Annotated in this window: 14 protein-coding genes; 6 read left to right on the plus strand and 8 right to left on the minus strand. The window is 58.8% G+C overall.

Annotated elements, in window-relative coordinates:
* Positions 1-162: 162 nt before the first annotated feature.
* The 5 genes from CJU81_RS16760 to CJU81_RS16780 form a co-directional block, all read right to left on the minus strand.
* Entirely contained in the window at positions 163-2,970 is a 2,808-nt protein-coding gene (locus tag CJU81_RS16760; protein ID WP_095037540.1) for an FAD-binding and (Fe-S)-binding domain-containing protein, read from the minus strand.
* The gene (locus CJU81_RS16765) at positions 2,967-3,638 is read right to left on the minus strand and encodes a LutC/YkgG family protein (protein ID WP_095037541.1); all 672 of its coding nucleotides are present in this window, start codon (positions 3,636-3,638) and stop codon (positions 2,967-2,969) included. The genes CJU81_RS16760 and CJU81_RS16765 overlap by 4 nt, the downstream gene beginning before the upstream one ends.
* Positions 3,635-5,095 carry a LutB/LldF family L-lactate oxidation iron-sulfur protein gene (locus CJU81_RS16770; RefSeq protein ID WP_095029792.1) on the minus strand — a complete coding sequence of 487 codons (1,461 nt, stop codon included), beginning with the start codon at positions 5,093-5,095 and terminating at the stop codon, positions 3,635-3,637. The genes CJU81_RS16765 and CJU81_RS16770 overlap by 4 nt, the downstream gene beginning before the upstream one ends.
* Positions 5,092-5,916 carry a (Fe-S)-binding protein gene (locus CJU81_RS16775; RefSeq protein WP_016783459.1) on the minus strand — a complete coding sequence of 275 codons (825 nt, stop codon included), beginning with the start codon at positions 5,914-5,916 and terminating at the stop codon, positions 5,092-5,094. The genes CJU81_RS16770 and CJU81_RS16775 overlap by 4 nt, the downstream gene beginning before the upstream one ends.
* A 113-nt stretch (positions 5,917-6,029) precedes the next feature.
* Positions 6,030-7,724, minus strand: coding sequence for a lactate permease LctP family transporter (locus tag CJU81_RS16780; protein WP_095020679.1), 1,695 nt, complete (start codon positions 7,722-7,724; stop codon positions 6,030-6,032).
* Positions 7,725-7,985: 261 nt separating this feature from the next.
* Here CJU81_RS16780 and CJU81_RS16785 point away from each other — a divergent pair, with 261 nt between their 5' ends.
* Positions 7,986-8,753, plus strand: coding sequence for a GntR family transcriptional regulator (locus tag CJU81_RS16785; RefSeq protein WP_016783458.1), 768 nt, complete (start codon positions 7,986-7,988; stop codon positions 8,751-8,753).
* Between the two features lie 121 nt (positions 8,754-8,874).
* Here CJU81_RS16785 and smpB read toward each other — a convergent pair whose 3' ends face one another.
* Complete coding sequence (gene smpB, locus CJU81_RS16790; protein WP_048383611.1) at positions 8,875-9,357, minus strand: SsrA-binding protein SmpB; 483 nt, start codon at positions 9,355-9,357, stop codon at positions 8,875-8,877.
* A gap of 117 nt (positions 9,358-9,474) precedes the next feature.
* Here smpB and CJU81_RS16795 point away from each other — a divergent pair, with 117 nt between their 5' ends.
* The 3 genes from CJU81_RS16795 to CJU81_RS16805 are packed head-to-tail and all read left to right on the plus strand — an operon-like array spanning position 9,475 to position 11,630.
* Positions 9,475-10,878, plus strand: coding sequence for a sodium-dependent transporter (locus CJU81_RS16795; protein ID WP_095029793.1), 1,404 nt, complete (start codon positions 9,475-9,477; stop codon positions 10,876-10,878).
* Between the two features lie 7 nt (positions 10,879-10,885).
* Entirely contained in the window at positions 10,886-11,320 is a 435-nt protein-coding gene (locus tag CJU81_RS16800) for a type II toxin-antitoxin system RatA family toxin (RefSeq protein WP_095037542.1), read from the plus strand.
* Complete coding sequence (locus tag CJU81_RS16805) at positions 11,313-11,630, plus strand: RnfH family protein (RefSeq protein WP_176464671.1); 318 nt, start codon at positions 11,313-11,315, stop codon at positions 11,628-11,630. The genes CJU81_RS16800 and CJU81_RS16805 overlap by 8 nt, the downstream gene beginning before the upstream one ends.
* 57 nt (positions 11,631-11,687) lie before the next feature.
* Here the strand turns inward: CJU81_RS16805 and CJU81_RS16810 are convergent, their stop codons facing one another.
* Positions 11,688-12,215, minus strand: a complete 528-nt coding sequence (locus CJU81_RS16810) for an outer membrane protein assembly factor BamE (protein ID WP_095029794.1) — start codon at positions 12,213-12,215, stop codon at positions 11,688-11,690.
* Positions 12,216-12,313: 98 nt separating this feature from the next.
* Between CJU81_RS16810 and fur the strand changes: the two genes are divergently transcribed.
* Positions 12,314-12,727 (plus strand): ferric iron uptake transcriptional regulator, encoded by a 414-nt coding sequence (gene fur, locus CJU81_RS16815; protein WP_029611724.1) that lies wholly within the window; start codon positions 12,314-12,316, stop codon positions 12,725-12,727.
* 98 nt (positions 12,728-12,825) lie between these two features.
* On the opposite strand, the gene recN is transcribed toward fur, so the two are convergent.
* Positions 12,826-14,508, minus strand: a complete 1,683-nt coding sequence (gene recN / locus CJU81_RS16820; protein WP_095037543.1) for a DNA repair protein RecN — start codon at positions 14,506-14,508, stop codon at positions 12,826-12,828.
* A gap of 252 nt (positions 14,509-14,760) precedes the next feature.
* Between recN and grpE the strand changes: the two genes are divergently transcribed.
* Positions 14,761-15,315, plus strand: a complete 555-nt coding sequence (gene grpE / locus CJU81_RS16825; protein WP_095029796.1) for a nucleotide exchange factor GrpE — start codon at positions 14,761-14,763, stop codon at positions 15,313-15,315.
* Positions 15,316-15,318 lie beyond the last annotated feature (3 nt).

Here is a 15,318-nt window from a genome sequence, read left to right on the forward strand (position 1 = left end):
GCCCGGGAGTTTTGCTTTTATTTGGCGGTTTTTTTTGCGCCCGAAAATGGGGCGCAGGTGTCGATTGTTTTTGATGGGAGCGGGTTTGCTCGCGATGCAGATGGCGCGGTGATTCTGCCTGATCGCGCAGATGCCATCGCGAGCAAGCCCGCTCCCACATTTTCAGGCCTGGGCGCTGGTGACGCGGTCTACCAGATACACCAGGCCGTGGTAATCAATGCCGCCATGCTGGCTCAGGCCGATTTCACAGGTCCGGCTGGTGGAGATGCCTTCGCTGCAATATTGCACCGCGTCTTTCAAGGTCCGCAGTGAGTGGGCGTTCAGCTCCGGGGTGGTAAAGCCTTTGTCACCGGCAAAGCCGCAGCAATGAATGCCTTCAGGGATCACCACGTCGGTGCTGCACAGCCGCGCAATATCGATCAGGGCCTGGCTTTCGCCCAGGTGCTGGGTGCTGCAGGTGACATGCACGGCAATCGGTGCGGTTTGCGGGGTAAAGGTCAACTTATCCACAAGGTGGGTGCGGATAAAGCGTACCGGGTCGTACAGGTCAAGGCGGCTTTCCCCCAGGTCCTGCACCAGGCGCAGGGTACAGGGGCTGGTGTCGCAGTAGATCGGGTCAAGCCCGCCACGGCTGGCGTGCAGCAGTGCGCCGATCAGTTCCTGGCGCTTGTGTTCGGCCTGTTCGTTGTAACCTTTGGACGCAAACGGCTGGCCGCAGCACAGGCTGTCCATGTTCTCGGGAAATACCACCTGGTAACCGGCTTTTTCCAGCAGGCCGCGGGTTTTGTCCAGCAGCGACATTTGTTCTTTGTCACCTGCCGCCGGGCCCATGACCCGCGACACGCACGCCGCCAGGTAGACCACGCGCGGGCGGGCATCCTTGACCGGCGGGGTAAAGCGGATCGCCCGCTCCGGCTGGGGCATGGCGTTGGTCCACAAGGGCACGCGGCCTTTACTGGCTTTGCTCAGGGCCGATGAGATTTTTGCCAGTCGCGGCGCGCCCAGCAGCATGCGTGCACCGTTGGCTACATGCAGGGTAAAGCGTGCCCCCTGCAGCGCGGTGGTGAAGTGATTGGCCAGCCAGTCAGCCGTTTTGACGCTGTCAGCGCTGCGTGCCCGGAGTTTTTTCACCAGTTCGCCAGTATTGATCCCTACCGGGCAGCGTTGTGCGCATAAACCGGTGGCTGCGCAGGTATCGATGCCTTGATAGGCGTAGGCCTTTTCCAGCTCAGTGGTGTCGATACCCGCGCGCTTTCTTGCCTGGATATCCCGCCAGATCACAATCCGCTGCCGCGGGCTCAGGGTCAGCCCCTTGGACGGGCACACCGGTTCGCAAAAACCGCACTCGATGCACTTATCCACAATCTCGTCCGCAGCAGGCATCGGCTTGAGGTGTTTGAGGTGGATATGCGGGTCTTCGCTAAGCACCACGTCGGGGTTGAGAATGCCCTGCGGGTCGAGCAAACGCTTGAGCGCCCACATTAACTGGTAGGCATCGCTGCCCCATTCCAGCTCGACAAAGGGCGCCATATTGCGTCCGGTACCGTGCTCGGCCTTGAGCGAACCGCCAAATTCCACGGCCACCAGCTGCGCGACGTCATCCATAAAGGCCTGGTAGCGCGCCACTTCCTCGGGGTTGTTGAAGCCCTGGGTGAAGACGAAGTGCAGGTTGCCCTCCAGCGCGTGGCCAAACAGGATCGCTTCGTCGTAGTGGTGCTTGTCGAACAGCTCGATCAGGCGGTTGACGCCGATGGCCAGTTGTTCGACCGGGAAGGTCACGTCTTCGATGATCACCGTGGTGCCGGTTTTGCGCACCGCCCCGACGGCCGGGAAGGTGTCTTTGCGGATCGCCCACAACTTGGCGTTTTCTTTCGGGTCTTCGGTGAAGTCGACCTGTTTTTCAACCGGGAAATCGACCAGCGAGGCCATGATTTGCCCTAGCTGCTCGTGCAGCAAGGTCTGAGACGCGGCGCGAGATTCGATCAATAGCGCGCAGGTATTGGCCGACAGTTGCTGTACGAAAGCCGGCATGCCCGGTTTGTCCTGCACCGAGCGCAGACTGCGGCGGTCGAGCAGCTCGACGGCGGATACAGGCTGGTTTTTGAGGACGGTTACGGCGTTGCAGCAGGTCTCGACATCCGGGAATACGATCAGCGCCGAAGCCTTGTGCGGGTGGTCGATCACGGTGTCGTAGGTCACCGCGCTGATAAAGCCCAGGGTGCCTTCACTGCCCACCAGCAGGTGACTGAGGATATCCAGCGGGTCGTCGAAATCCACCAGTGCATTAAGAGACAGGCCAGTGGTGTTTTTCAGACGGTATTTATGGCGGATTTTTGCAGCCAGTTCGGCATTGGCGCGGGTTTCACGAGCCAAAGTCCCCAACTGCTCGAGCAATGGCCCGTGGCTTTGGCGAAAGGCGGCGATGTTGGCGGCATCTTCGGTGTCGACCCGGGTACCGTCAGCCAGCACTACGCGCAGGCCCGCCAGGGTGTGGTAGGTGTTTTGCGCGGTACCGCAGCACATGCCGCTGGCATTGTTGGCGACAATACCGCCAATTTTGCAGGCGTTGATCGAGGCCGGATCAGGGCCGATCTTGCGTCCGAACGGGGCCAGCCAGGCATTGGCCTGCGCGCCGATAACTCCCGGTTGCAGGCGGATTTGCCGGCCCTGGCCGCGGATTTCCTTGCCGTTCCAGTTGTCGCCGAGCACGATCAGCACCGAGTCACTGATGGCCTGGCCGGACAAGCTGGTGCCGGCGGCACGGAAGGTCACCGATACCTGGTCACGACGGGCCAGGCGCAGCAACTCGACCACTTCGTCTTCGGATTCGACGCGAATCACCAGCTTGGGGATCAGCCGATAAAAGCTCGCATCAGTGCCGAACGCCAGGGTTGAAAGCGCATCGCTAAAACGGCGGTACTGGGGGATCAGCCGCTCGGCATCACGCACAAAGGCGGCGGGCAGGCTCATGCATCCTCCAGGATCAGCACGAACAGGTCTTTCGGGCCGTGGGCGCCGTAGGCCAGTACTTGCTCGATATCAGCGGTTTTCGACGGGCCGGACACCAATAGCGCATTGGTCGGCATGCCAGCGGTCCAGTTCATTTCACGCTGCACCTGATAAAAGTTGTCGCGGATTTCGCTGGCCTTGAGCAGGGCAAAATGCACCGGCGGCACCAGGCTCATCAACCGCGGTTCTTCCGGGGTTGGCCACATGATCAGGCTGCCGGTAGCGGCAATTGCACCCAGGGTGGTGGTGAAACTGGCCGGGGTGTCGTTGAACAGTTCGGCTTTCCACGCTTCTACCGGGCGGTCGTAGGCTTTGAGTGTTGGCAACCCGGGGTTTTGTGCCCAGTGTTCGCTGACCTTTTGCCCGTGGGGTGTAGTCGGTGCGATCAGCAGGCTTGGCAACTGACGGTCGGTGACCAGTTGTGCGAGCAATGCAGGCCAGCCTTGCTCAGTACTGAGGTGAATTTCGGTGTGTACCGCTTCCATCAGCTTGCGCAGTTGCGGGATACGTTGCTCCGGGGTGTAGGTCCAGGGCTCTGTTACCAGCACTTCGTCAAAGTTGTCAGGCACCGGTGTGGTGCCAGTCAGGCTTTTACGCAGTTTATTGAGGATGTTTTGCTTGGCGCTCATCGTGTTTCTCCCGACTTTTTCGCCAGATGCTCGCGGGCCATATCGTGCAGCGAACGGGCGGCGGGTTTGGGCGCGCTGTGGTTTTGTGTCCACGGGCCTACCTTGCTCGGCGTCAGGGCGCGCAGACGGGTGGCGGCTTTCAGGAAGGTGCGGTAGAGCGCAGGCGTGCTGTTGAGCTTGGCCCACATATTCCAGATCAGGCGCTCTTTACGTGAATACTTGCTGCCCTGACCACGCATGATGCGCGGTACGGTATCGGGGGCTTTGACGTTCTCTTCGCGCAGGCGCCTCAGCAGGGCCGGGATCGGAATCTTTACCGGGCACACTTCGCCACAGGCACCGCACAGCGACGAGGCGCTCGGGTGATCCGGGACTTTTTTCAGGCCCACCATATGCGGCGTGATGATCGCGCCAATCGGGCCGGGATACACCTCACCGTAGGCATGACCGCCAATGCGGGTGTAAACCGGGCAGTGATTCATGCAGGCACCGCAGCGAATGCAGTTCAGCGTCTGGCGCAATTCGCTGTCGGCAAACGCCTGGCTGCGACCGTTATCGAGCAGCACCAGGTGCACCTCTTCAGGGCCGTCCAGCTCGCCGGGTTTGCGTGGGCCGGAGATCATATTGACGTAGGTGGTGATCGGCTGGCCAAGGGCCGAGCGGGTCAGCAGCGATACCAGCGGTACAACGTCGCGCAGGTTTTCGACCACTTTCTCGATGCCGGTGACGGCAATATGCACCGGCGGCACGGTGGTCGACATACGCCCGTTGCCTTCGTTTTCCACCAGCAGCAGGGTGCCGGTTTCAGCGACGGCAAAGTTGACGCCGGACACGCCGATATCGGCTTCAAAAAACTTCTGGCGCAGCACGCGACGGCCGATCTGGATCAGTTGATCCACGTCCTTGGTGTATTCCACACCGAGTTTTTCGTGAAACAGGTCGGCTACTTGCCCGGCGTTCTTGTGGATTGCGGGCATGATGATATGGGACGGTTTTTCATTGTCGAGCTGAACGATGTACTCGCCCATGTCGGACTCAAGGCATTCAATGCCCTGGGCGCCGAGCACATGGTTCATCTCCATCTCTTCACTGACCATCGACTTGCCTTTGATCACCTGTTTGGCGGCGCGCCGGCGGGCGATGGACATGACGATTTCATTAGCCTGGTCGACGGTTTCAGCCCAATGAACCTGCACGCCATTACGGGTCAGGTTGGCTTCCAGTCGTTCCAGCAGGTCAGGTAGCTTGGACAGGGCGCGGGCGCGGATGGCGTTGCCCAGGGCGCGCAGGTGCTCGCGTTCATGGGCGTCGCTGAAGGCCACGGCGCGCTTGGTCATCAGGGAATCCATTGCACTGCGGAAGTTGTTTCGCAGTTGCTTGTCACCCAGGGCTTCGTGAGCGCGCTCGCGGAAGTCTTCTTCGACCGCGACGGTGGGAATCAGGGTGCTGGCGCTCATTGGCCACCTCCGGTGCGCTGCCACAGAAAACTGGCCAGATGCTGGCCGCGCAGGGATTCTTTCTGTTTTTCCAGCGAGCCGTTGATATTCATCAGGCAGCCGCAGTCGGCGGTGAGCACTTGATGGGCGCCGGTTTCAATCAGTGAGCGGGTTTTATCGGCGACCATTGCGCCGGAAATATCCGGCATGCGTACGCTGAAGGTCCCGCCAAAACCGCAGCATTCACTCTCGTGGCTGTGGTCGATGCGCTCCACATTGCCCAGTTGCGCAAGCATTTCGCGGCCGTGCAGGTGGGTGTTCATTTCACGGCGTGCCGAGCAGGAGGTGTGCAGCGCGACCTTGACCGGGGCGCCGTGGTCCTTGAACTGGACCTTGCACACAAACAGCAAAAATTCGGTGAGTTCAAAGGTGCGTTCAGCCAGGGCGTGAACCTTTTTCAGAGTCTCGGGCTCGTCCTTGAACAGATCTTCATAGTGTTCGCGCAGCATGCCGGCGCAGGAGCCGGAGGGCACGACTACCGGGTAGTCTTCGGCGAACAGGGCCAGTTGCGATCGGGCCACTTCCCGGGCCTGTTCGGTGTAACCCGAGGTGTAGGCCGGTTGGCCACAGCAGCTTTGGCCTTGCGGGTAGTCAACTTCGATACCTTCGCGTTCAATCAGGTGGATGGCGTCCATCCCGGCTTCAGGGAAGAACAGATCGACCACGCAGGTGCCGAACAGGTAAACCTTGCGCGGTTTTTGCGCGGGGTATTGGCGGGGTACAGGCAAGGGCGGGGCGACACGGGTCGCATTCGGCACGGCGTTGTAAAAAAGCTCGCTCATCAGGCGTCTCCGGGTGGTCCCGGTTATGTGTCCACCGAGGTGGACCGGGTCGTGAATTACTGACGCCGGGGTAATACCCCGGCGCCTTTAACGTGCAGTAACCATAGCGCTTATCAGTGAACCAGCATGCCGGTGAACCAGTACGCCTGGGCCAGGGTGATCAGGCCGACGATGGTGGCGAAAAACAGGCTGTGCTTGAGGGTGAAACGGAACAGGTCGGATTCCTTACCCACCAGACCGGTTGCCGCACAGGCGACCGCGATCGATTGCGGAGAAATCATCTTGCCGGTTACGCCGCCGCTGGTATTGGCAGCGACCATCAGGGTGTCGCTCACGCCGATCTGGTGCGCGGTGGTGGCCTGCAACGAGCTGAACAGGGCGTTGGACGAAGTGTCGGAACCGGTCAGGAACACGCCCAGCCAACCGAGGAACGGTGAGAAGAACGGGAACGCGGCGCCTGTACCTGCCAGCACCAGGGCCATGGTCGAGGACATGCCCGAGTAGTTGGTGACAAAGGCAAAGGCCAGCACCATACCAATGGACAGGATCGGCCAGCGCAGCTCGTAGAAGGTCTCTTTTAAAGTGGTCAGACCAGTCTTGATGTCGATTTTCAGGATCAGCATCGAGATCAGCGCTGAGAAGAAAATCGCCGTGCCGGTAGCTGAAATCGGGTCCAGTTTGAACACGGCGGCAATGGCGGTCGGCGCGTTGACGATCGGTGCGGTCTTGATCACCAGTTGGTCGAGGTGCGGGATGGCGAAGTTGAACACCCAGCCGTACATCGAGCCACCGGCAGAGAACATGGCTTTGAACGGTTTGAGGGTCCAGATGGTAACCAGTACGGTAAGGATCAGGAACGGCGACCAGGCTTTCAGAATCTGCATCAGGCTGTAAGGCGAAGCCATCAGGTTGGTCGGTTTGCCGAAACCACCTGCGCTGGCGGTAACGATTACGTCAGAGCTAACGCCAGCAATTCGTGCACCTGCGCTACGTTTTGGCTGCCAGACTTTCAGAAACAGGGTCAGGCTGACCAGGCTAGCGAGGGCCGAGGTGATGTCCGGCAGTTCCGGGCCAATGTAGTTAGAGGTGTAGTACTGGGTGATGGCGAAGCTCAAGCCAGCCACCAGAGCTGCGGGCCAGGTTTCACGTACGCCGCGCAGGCCGTCCATCATGAATACCAGCCAGAACGGTACGAACAGCGACAGCAGTGGCAACTGGCGACCGGCCATGGCGCCGATCTTGAACGCATCGATACCGGTCACCTGGCCAGCCACGATGATCGGGATGCCCAGGGCGCCAAAGGCCACTGGAGCGGTGTTGGCGATCAGGCACAGACCAGCGGCGTACAGCGGGTTAAAACCCAGGCCTACAAGCAGTGCTGCTGTAATCGCTACCGGTGCACCGAAACCGGCTGCACCCTCGAGGAAGGCACCGAAGCAGAAGCCGATCAGCAGCACTTGCAGGCGCTGGTCGTCAGTGATCGACAGCACCGAACTGCGGATGATTTCGAACTGGCCGCTCTTGACGGTTAGTTTGTAGAGGAACACCGCGGCAACGATGATCCAGGCAATTGGCCACAGGCCATAGGCAAATCCATAGCCCGCTGCTGCGAAAGCCATGTCGACAGGCATCTGGAAGGCAAAGATGGCCACCAGAATCGACAGGGCAAGGGTGATGCTGCCGGCGACGTGACCTTTGAGACGGAACACGGCCAGGGCGAGGAAGAAGAATACGATCGGGACGACGGCCGCGAGAGCGGACAGGCCGAGGCTGCCGAGCGGGCTGTAGAGCTGTTGCCAGGTTTGCATATGGGGTGGCCCCTAATTGTTATTGGTCGATGCTGCAGACTGTGTTTGGTATATTGGTATTACCAATTTACAATCGCTGTTGGCTAGGTTAAAAGCCTTATGAGGCATGTGTCAATTTGCCGCCCCACAATCTTTCGTCAGGGTGTTCGTTGTCAGGGCATCTGATGGGGCTTTTAGCGGTGTTTCTGATGGGTGTATGCGTGGCGCCAATCGGCGAGAATAGCGGCCCCCGGCGCGTGGTCGGGAGGGTGGAGAGCAGTTATGGGGTTTGATCAGATCCGTCAGCGCCGTTTGTCGGACGATATTGTCGAGCAGCTCGAGGGCATGATTCTCGAGGGCACGCTGAAGTCGGGTGAGCGCTTGCCTGCCGAACGTGCGCTGGCGGAGCAGTTTGGGGTGTCGCGCCCGTCGTTGCGTGAGGCGATCCAGAAGTTGTCGGCCAAGGGGCTGCTGGTCAGTCGCCAGGGTGGCGGCAACTATGTGGCGACATCCTTGGGCTCGACCTTTAGTGATCCTTTGTTGCAACTGCTGGAAAGTAACCCTGAAGCCCAGCGCGATCTGCTCGAGTTTCGTCACACGCTTGAGGCTTCGTGCGCTTTTTATGCGGCATCTCGTGCCACCGAGATGGACCGGGAGCGGCTGCGGCTGGCGTTTGAACGATTGCAGGACTGTTACGCCCGGGTTGATGAAGTCAGTCGGGCAGAGGAAGGGGAGGCCGATGCCAACTTCCACCTAGCGATTGCCGAGGCGAGCCATAACGCGGTGTTGTTGCATACGATTCGCGGGTTATTCGACCTGCTCAAGCGCAACGTGGTGACCAATATTGGTGGCATGTACAAGCAGCGCAGTGAAACGCGCGACATGCTGATCAGTCAGCATCGCGAGTTGTATCTGGCGATTATCGAGGGCAGGGCGGAAGACGCCCGGGAAGTGGCGAGCCGACACCTGGTGTATGTGCAGGAAGTGTTGGAGGAAGTGCGTCAGGAAGTTCAGCGCATGGCGCGGGCCGAGCGGCGTAATGGGTTGTAATTGTTGATGCAAACCCTGTGGGAGCGGGCTTGCTCGCGATTGCATCGATGCGGTTCTACTGAAAGACCGTATCGCCTGCATCGCGAGCAAGCTCGCTCCCACAAGTGCAAGGGCAGAAGAACTAGTCTTCCTTGCCCTTGTTGCGCACCGCACGTTGCAGCTCGCGATCGGAATCGCGCTCACGCTCGGTATGACGCTTGTCGTATTCCTTCTTGCCTTTACCCAGGGCAATTTCGCACTTGATCAAGTGCTTGCTCCAGTAAAGCGAGAGGCAGACGCAGGCGTAACCCTTCTGCTGCACCGAGGCAAACAGCTTTTCCAGCTCGCGCTGGTTAAGCAGCAGTTTGCGGCTGCGCGTTGGGTCGGCAATAACGTGCGTGCTGGCTGTCGTCAGAGGTGCAATATGGCTGCCGAGCAACCATGCTTCACCATCCTTGAGAAGCACGTAGCTGTCGACCAGCTGTGCCTTGCCTGCACGCAGACTTTTTACTTCCCAGCCGGCCAGGACCAGACCAGCCTCGAACCGATGTTCGATGAAGTAATCGTGTCGCGCCTTTTTATTCTGCGCGATGGTCCCTGTTGGGTGTTTCTTTTGTTTAGCCATAGGGGCGGCATTATAGGCAGTTGCGAGCCTGTCGGCTACGGGCACCTGCGTGCTTGAGCACGTAGGGTGATTCCCGGACAATGCGCCCTCTTTTTTTAGTGGTTGGGCGTAGTAACGATGTCGACAGACAAGGTTTCTGTCCACGGCAGTTGGGCAAGCCGTTGGGTCTTTATTCTCGCTGCGACCGGTTCTGCCGTGGGTTTGGGCAGTATCTGGAAATTCCCTTACATGGTTGGCGTCTATGGTGGCGGCGCTTTTGTGTTGGTGTTTTTAGCCTGTATCGCGTTGATCGGTGTGCCGGTGATGCTGGCCGAAACCCTGATCGGGCGGCGTGCACGGCTTAGTCCGGCCAATGCCTTGAAGGTCTTGGCGGTCGAGGCGGGGCATTCGGGACGTTGGTCGTGGGGGGCTTTTGCCGGGATGATTACGGCGCTGCTGATTTTGTCTTTCTATAGTGTGGTGGGCGGCTGGTCGCTGGATTACATCATTAATATGGGCAAGGGCGATTTTCAGGGCACAACGGCCAATCAGGTCGGCCAGTACTTTGCTGATGTGATCTCCAACCCCTGGCGCCTCACGTTTTGGCACACCGGGTTTATGTTGCTGTCCGCGTATGTGATCGCCAAGGGCGTGGTGGCGGGGCTTGAGCGCAGTTTGCGGATCATGATGCCGCTGCTGTTTGTGCTGCTGCTGGTATTGCTGGGTTACAGCATGACCACCGGGCACTTTATGCAGGGCGTGCATTTCATGTTCGACTTCAACCCTGATCGGGTGCTCGACGGGTTACTGGCCGCAATGGGGCATGCGTTTTTTTCGCTGAGCGTGGGCGTGGGTTCGATCATGATTTATGGCGCTTACATGCCCAAGAATGCATCGATCTCGGGCACCGTGGTCGCAGTGGCGCTGATCGACACTTTTGTCTCATTGCTCGCCGGGCTAGCATTGTTTCCAATTGTGTTCGCTTCGGGTCTAAACCCCAGTGAAGGACCGGGCCTGATGTTTGTGACCTTGCCGTTTGCCTTCGGCAATGTGGCATTTGGTCAGCTGATGGGCGTGGTGTTTTTCGTTCTGGTGGCGGTGGCCGCCTGGAGTTCAGCTATTTCGTTGCTGGAGCCGATGGTGGCGTACCTGGTGGAGCGCACTAAGGTGCGGCGCCTGTGGGTTACCTTCTGGCTGGCATTCAGTTGCTGGTTTGTTGGCCTGGGCACGGTGTTTTCGTTCAATATCTGGAAACAGGCCAAGTTCTTCGTGAACGAAGATTCGGGTTTTCATCTCTATCAATGGGGCGCGGCCAGTGGTCTGGACTTCTTTGGTGTCGTCGATTTCTTTACCTCGCGTATCATGTTGCCATTGGGCGGCCTGTGCTTTGTGGTCTTCGCAGGCTGGATCATGGGGCGCGGTGCGGTTCGCGATGAATTGTCGATGCGTAGCCCGACCCTGTTCGCCCTGACTCTTTTTTTGATGCGCTATGTGGCGCCACTCGGCATTCTGATTGTGTTTGCCGCCCAGCTGTGGAAGTAACGCTGACATGACTACCCATATCCAACGCTCTGCCTTGTTGCCCTATCCAGCCCAGGCGCTTTATGACCTGGTGAACGATGTTGCGAGCTATCCGCAGTTTTTGCCGTGGTGCTCGTCTGCCGAAATCCTGGAAAGCACCGAGGTGCTGATGCGCGCCAGCCTGGGCGTGGCCAAGGGGGGGCTGAGCCAGCACTTTGTCACGCGCAATACCCTGATGCCCGGGCAGTCCATCGAGATGAACCTTGAAGAAGGCCCGTTTACCAAGCTGCACGGCCTGTGGGTGTTCAAACCATTGGGTGACAAGGCGTGCAAGATCAGCCTGGACATGACCTTCGATTACGCCGGGGCCATCGTCAAGGCGACCCTGGGGCCTTTGTTCAATCAGGCGGCCAATACGCTGGTGGATGCTTTCTGCCAGCGCGCCAAACAGCTGTATGGCTGAGCCTGTGATTGATGTCGAAGTGGTTTATGCCGCGGTCGATCGCCAGTGCCTGCTGAGTATGACTGTGGCGCAAGGCACTACAGTGCGTGCAGCGGTACTGGCGTCGGGCATGGGGCGCGAGTTTCCCGAGGTTGACCTGGCCAATTGCCCGGTGGGGATTTTTGGCAAGCAGGTGCCTGATCCTGACTGCCGGGTGCTGCAGGCAGGGGATCGCATCGAGATGTATCGTCCTCTTCTGGCCGACCCCAAGGAGATTCGCCGCCAGCGTGCAGCCAAGGCTGCCGAGGCCAAGCGCCTCAGCCAGCCCTGACAGCTTTATTGCGGACAACAAAAAACCCGGCATGCCGGGTTTTTTTGTACCGAGCGCTTATTGCTCGGTGGTATCCAGAGGTTCTGGCGTAGGAACCGGTACGGTTTCAACACCGTCTACGTCCTTCTGGATCTGATCAAGCAACGAACCAGGCTTGGCTGGAACTTCGCTCTTCTCGGCTGGAGCTTGAGCAGCCGGTTCGGTCACGTCTGTGCCGCCGGTTTTGCCGAGAATGGCTTCGTCGCGGCTGACGCCAGGCTTGAAGTCGCCTGACAGGCTCACGAGCTGGTCGTTCTGGTTGAAGAACACGCTGACGCGTTCTTGTTGGCGTTCACCGCCGCCGGGCTGCAGGCTATACAGATAATCCCAGCGATCAGGGTGGAATGTATCGGTCAGCAGGGCATTACCCATGATAAACCGCACTTGCCGACGGGTCATTCCCGGGCGTAACTGGTTTATCATGTCCTGCGTGACGACATTGCCCTGTTGGATGTCGATTTTGTAAACCCCGGGGAATGAACAACCGGCGAGTGCGAGCAGTCCCACAAAGGTGAAACTGGTTAGCAAGAGCTTGGTGTTTTGCATCGGTGGGCGACTTCCACTATCTTGGCTGGGACAACGTAAACGCCGATCATACCCGTATTAAGAGAAGCTGCGAAGCGGCTTCCGCGAGAAAGCTAACCATGGTTGAAAATAGCGAACTACGTAAGGCCGGACTTAAGGTGACTCTGCCACGAGTCAAAATTCTACAGATGCTTGACTCTGCAGAGCAGCGTCACATGAGCGCCGAGGATGTTTACAAGGCACTTATGCAAGCAGGCGAGGACGTTGGTCTGGCCACGGTTTACCGTGTTCTGACCCAGTTTGAGTCAGCTGGGCTGGTGATTCGCCATAATTTCGATGGCGGTCATGCTGTCTTTGAATTGGCTGATGCTGACGGCGGCCACCACGACCATATGGTCAACGTGGACAGCGGTGAAGTGATCGAGTTTTTCGACGAAGACATCGAAAAACTGCAGCACGCCATTGCAGCCAAGCACGGTGTCGAGTTGGTGGATCACAACTTGGTGCTGTACGTGCGCAAGAAAGCCAAGTAAGAGCATGTCACGCGAATTACGGTTCGCGAAACGATCGAAGGCGGCCCAAGGGCCGCCTTCGTGCTTTCTGATACCGGTTATTTCATGACCGTTCGTCGTTAAGCTGCAAGATTCTTTGCAGTAATCACCATCTTTTTGGCGTGGGCCAGGGATTCCTTGGTCAGGTCGATGCCGCCGAGCATGCGGGCGACTTCTTCTACGCGCTCTTTTTGGCTCAGTTTGGCCACGGCTGTGCGCGTGGTGTCGCTTTCGCGAACCTTATGGACAAACAGGTGCTGATGGCACTGCGCGGCCACTTGCGGCAAGTGAGTGACCGTCAGCACCTGGCCGCGCTCGCCCAGGCGGCGCAGCAGTTGCCCTACGATCTCGGCAGTCGGGCCGCCAATGCCCACGTCTACTTCGTCGAATACCAGGGTGGGTACGCGGGACGTTTGCGCAGTGATGACCTGAATGGCCAGGCTGATACGTGACAGCTCACCGCCCGAGGCAACCTTGGCCAGGGCCTTGAGGGGTTGGCCGGGGTTGGCACTTACCAGCAGTTCGACTTGCTCCAGGCCATGTGGCACCGGGTCGCTGCTGGCTTGTGGGCGCAGTTCGATCACGAAGCGCCCGCCGGGCATGCCCAAACGCTGGATTTCTTCTTCTACGGCACTGCTCAGGCGTGTTGCGGCCAGGCTGCGCAGGTTGCTGAGTTCGCGCGCGCATTCATGGTAATGGCGGGTATAGGAGGTCAGCTCATTGGCCAGGCGCTCGATATTCTCATCGTTGGCGTTGAGGGTTTCGAGTTCATCCAGCAGTTTTTGCTGCAGGGCGGCTACGTCGTTGGGTTGCACGCGATGTTTACGCGCCAGGGTGTAAATGGTGTCGAGGCGCTCTTCGAGATACTGCAGGCGGCCCGGGTCGGCGTCGAAGTGGTCGATAAAGCGATTGAGCTCGCCGACGGCTTCTTCTACCTGGATCTGTGCACTGGCCAGCAGATCGGTTGCTTCGCCCAGTGAGCCCGAGTTGCTGTTGATGCTCGACAGGCGATTGAGGCTGGCTGTCAGTGCATTGAGCACATTGCCGGAATCGCTTTCGCTGCATTGCTCGACCACCTGACGACAGATGGTCAGCAAGGTTTCGGCATTGGTCAGGTTTTTGTGTTCCTGCTCCAGCTCTTCCAGTTCGTTCTCGCCCAGAGAGAGTGTTTCCAGCTCTTCAAGCTGATAGCTCAATAGCTGATGGCGTGCGCGTTGTTCATCGCCGGAGTTGGACAGGTGCTCCAGCTCTTGCCTGGTCTGGCGCCAGCGCTGTGCCGCGAGCTGGACCTGGCGGGCCAGGTCGGTGGCACCGGCGAACTCGTCGAGCAGGCGACGGTGAGTGTCGGGCTTGAGCAGCGACTGGTGTTCATGCTGGCTGTGGATGTCGATGAGCAGTTCGCCCAGGGCTTTCAGGTCGCCCTGGGGGCAGGGCGTGCCGTTGATGTAGCTGCGTGAGCGGCCTTCGGCAGTGATGACGCGGCGCAGGATGCACGGGCCGTCGCCTTCAAGGTCGCGCTCGGCAAGCCAGGCGCGGGCCTCGGGAATGTCCTGCAGGTCGAACGTGGCCAGGATATCGGCCTTGTCGGCTCCCGGGCGCACGACGCCGCTGTCGGCGCGATCGCCAAGGGTGAGGCCCAGAGCATCGAGCATGATCGATTTGCCGGCACCGGTCTCACCAGTGATTACACTCATCCCGCGATCCAGTTCCAGATCGAGATGTTCAACGATGGCGTAGTTGTGTACGGACAGGTGCACCAGCATGGGAGCCGCTCCAAAACGTAATGTCTGGTTATTTATACAGTGTTTTGTTTCGTGCTGACAATGGCTGCGCTTAGTTCGATTTGCTTGTTTTTTTCGGTTTTTTAGTCGGTTCCCGATTTCAGGGCGTTTCTGCGGGACTGCTCTAACATGTCTTTTCTGGGTTTTTGGCTCTTGAACCTGAGAATTGCGACCCCATATACCTTGGCAGAAGAGCGAGTCGAGCTCGCGGACGAAGTTTGAAAGGAGAAATCTATGGCAGACGAACAGACTATGGATACGCAGAACCAGGAAGCCGAAGCAGCTGGCGAAGATCTGGCAACCCGCGTGCAGGTGCTTGAAGAGCAGCTGGCAGCCGCTAATGATCAGGCTCTGCGCGTAGCTGCCGATCTGCAGAATGTTCGCCGTCGCGCCGAGCTGGATGTTGAGAAAGCACACAAGTTTGCGCTGGAAAAGTTTGCTGGCGACCTGTTGCCGGTGATCGACAGCCTGGAGCGCGGTCTTGAGTTGTCCAGTGCTGACGACGAGAACATTCGCCCGATGCGTGAAGGGATCGAACTGACCCTGAAAATGTTCCAGGACACCCTGAAGCGTTATCAGCTGGAAGCCATCGACCCGCACGGCGAACCCTTCAATGCCGAGCATCATCAGGCGATGGCAATGCAGGAAAGTGCAGACGTGGAGCCAAACAGTGTGCTCAAGGTGTTTCAAAAAGGTTATCAGCTCAATGGTCGCTTGCTGCGCCCGGCTATGGTCGTAGTCAGCAAGGCGCCAGCACCGGTTTCGCCATCGATTGACGAGCAGGCTTGAAAT

Origin of the sequence: Pseudomonas fragi (assembly GCF_002269505.1) — a bacterium.
In the GTDB taxonomy this organism is placed as follows: domain Bacteria; phylum Pseudomonadota; class Gammaproteobacteria; order Pseudomonadales; family Pseudomonadaceae; genus Aquipseudomonas; species Aquipseudomonas fragi_D.

Excerpts from the sequence above, each read along its gene's own strand:
- grpE (WP_095029796.1), top strand. The coding sequence starts at position 14,761 with ATGGCAGACGAACAGACTATGGATACGCAGAACCAGGAAGCCGAAGCA.
- CJU81_RS16770 (WP_095029792.1), bottom strand. The coding sequence starts at position 5,095 with ATGAGCGCCAGCACCCTGATTCCCACCGTCGCGGTCGAAGAAGACTTC.
- CJU81_RS16795 (WP_095029793.1), top strand. The coding sequence starts at position 9,475 with ATGTCGACAGACAAGGTTTCTGTCCACGGCAGTTGGGCAAGCCGTTGG.
- CJU81_RS16760 (WP_095037540.1), bottom strand. The coding sequence starts at position 2,970 with ATGAGCCTGCCCGCCGCCTTTGTGCGTGATGCCGAGCGGCTGATCCCC.
- CJU81_RS16810 (WP_095029794.1), bottom strand. The coding sequence starts at position 12,215 with ATGCAAAACACCAAGCTCTTGCTAACCAGTTTCACCTTTGTGGGACTG.
- CJU81_RS16805 (WP_176464671.1), top strand. The coding sequence starts at position 11,313 with ATGGCTGAGCCTGTGATTGATGTCGAAGTGGTTTATGCCGCGGTCGAT.
- CJU81_RS16785 (WP_016783458.1), top strand. The coding sequence starts at position 7,986 with ATGGGGTTTGATCAGATCCGTCAGCGCCGTTTGTCGGACGATATTGTC.
- CJU81_RS16800 (WP_095037542.1), top strand. The coding sequence starts at position 10,886 with ATGACTACCCATATCCAACGCTCTGCCTTGTTGCCCTATCCAGCCCAG.
- fur (WP_029611724.1), top strand. The coding sequence starts at position 12,314 with ATGGTTGAAAATAGCGAACTACGTAAGGCCGGACTTAAGGTGACTCTG.
- smpB (WP_048383611.1), bottom strand. The coding sequence starts at position 9,357 with ATGGCTAAACAAAAGAAACACCCAACAGGGACCATCGCGCAGAATAAA.
- CJU81_RS16765 (WP_095037541.1), bottom strand. The coding sequence starts at position 3,638 with ATGAGCGCCAAGCAAAACATCCTCAATAAACTGCGTAAAAGCCTGACT.
- recN (WP_095037543.1), bottom strand. The coding sequence starts at position 14,508 with ATGCTGGTGCACCTGTCCGTACACAACTACGCCATCGTTGAACATCTC.
- CJU81_RS16775 (WP_016783459.1), bottom strand. The coding sequence starts at position 5,916 with ATGAGCGAGCTTTTTTACAACGCCGTGCCGAATGCGACCCGTGTCGCC.
- CJU81_RS16780 (WP_095020679.1), bottom strand. The coding sequence starts at position 7,724 with ATGCAAACCTGGCAACAGCTCTACAGCCCGCTCGGCAGCCTCGGCCTG.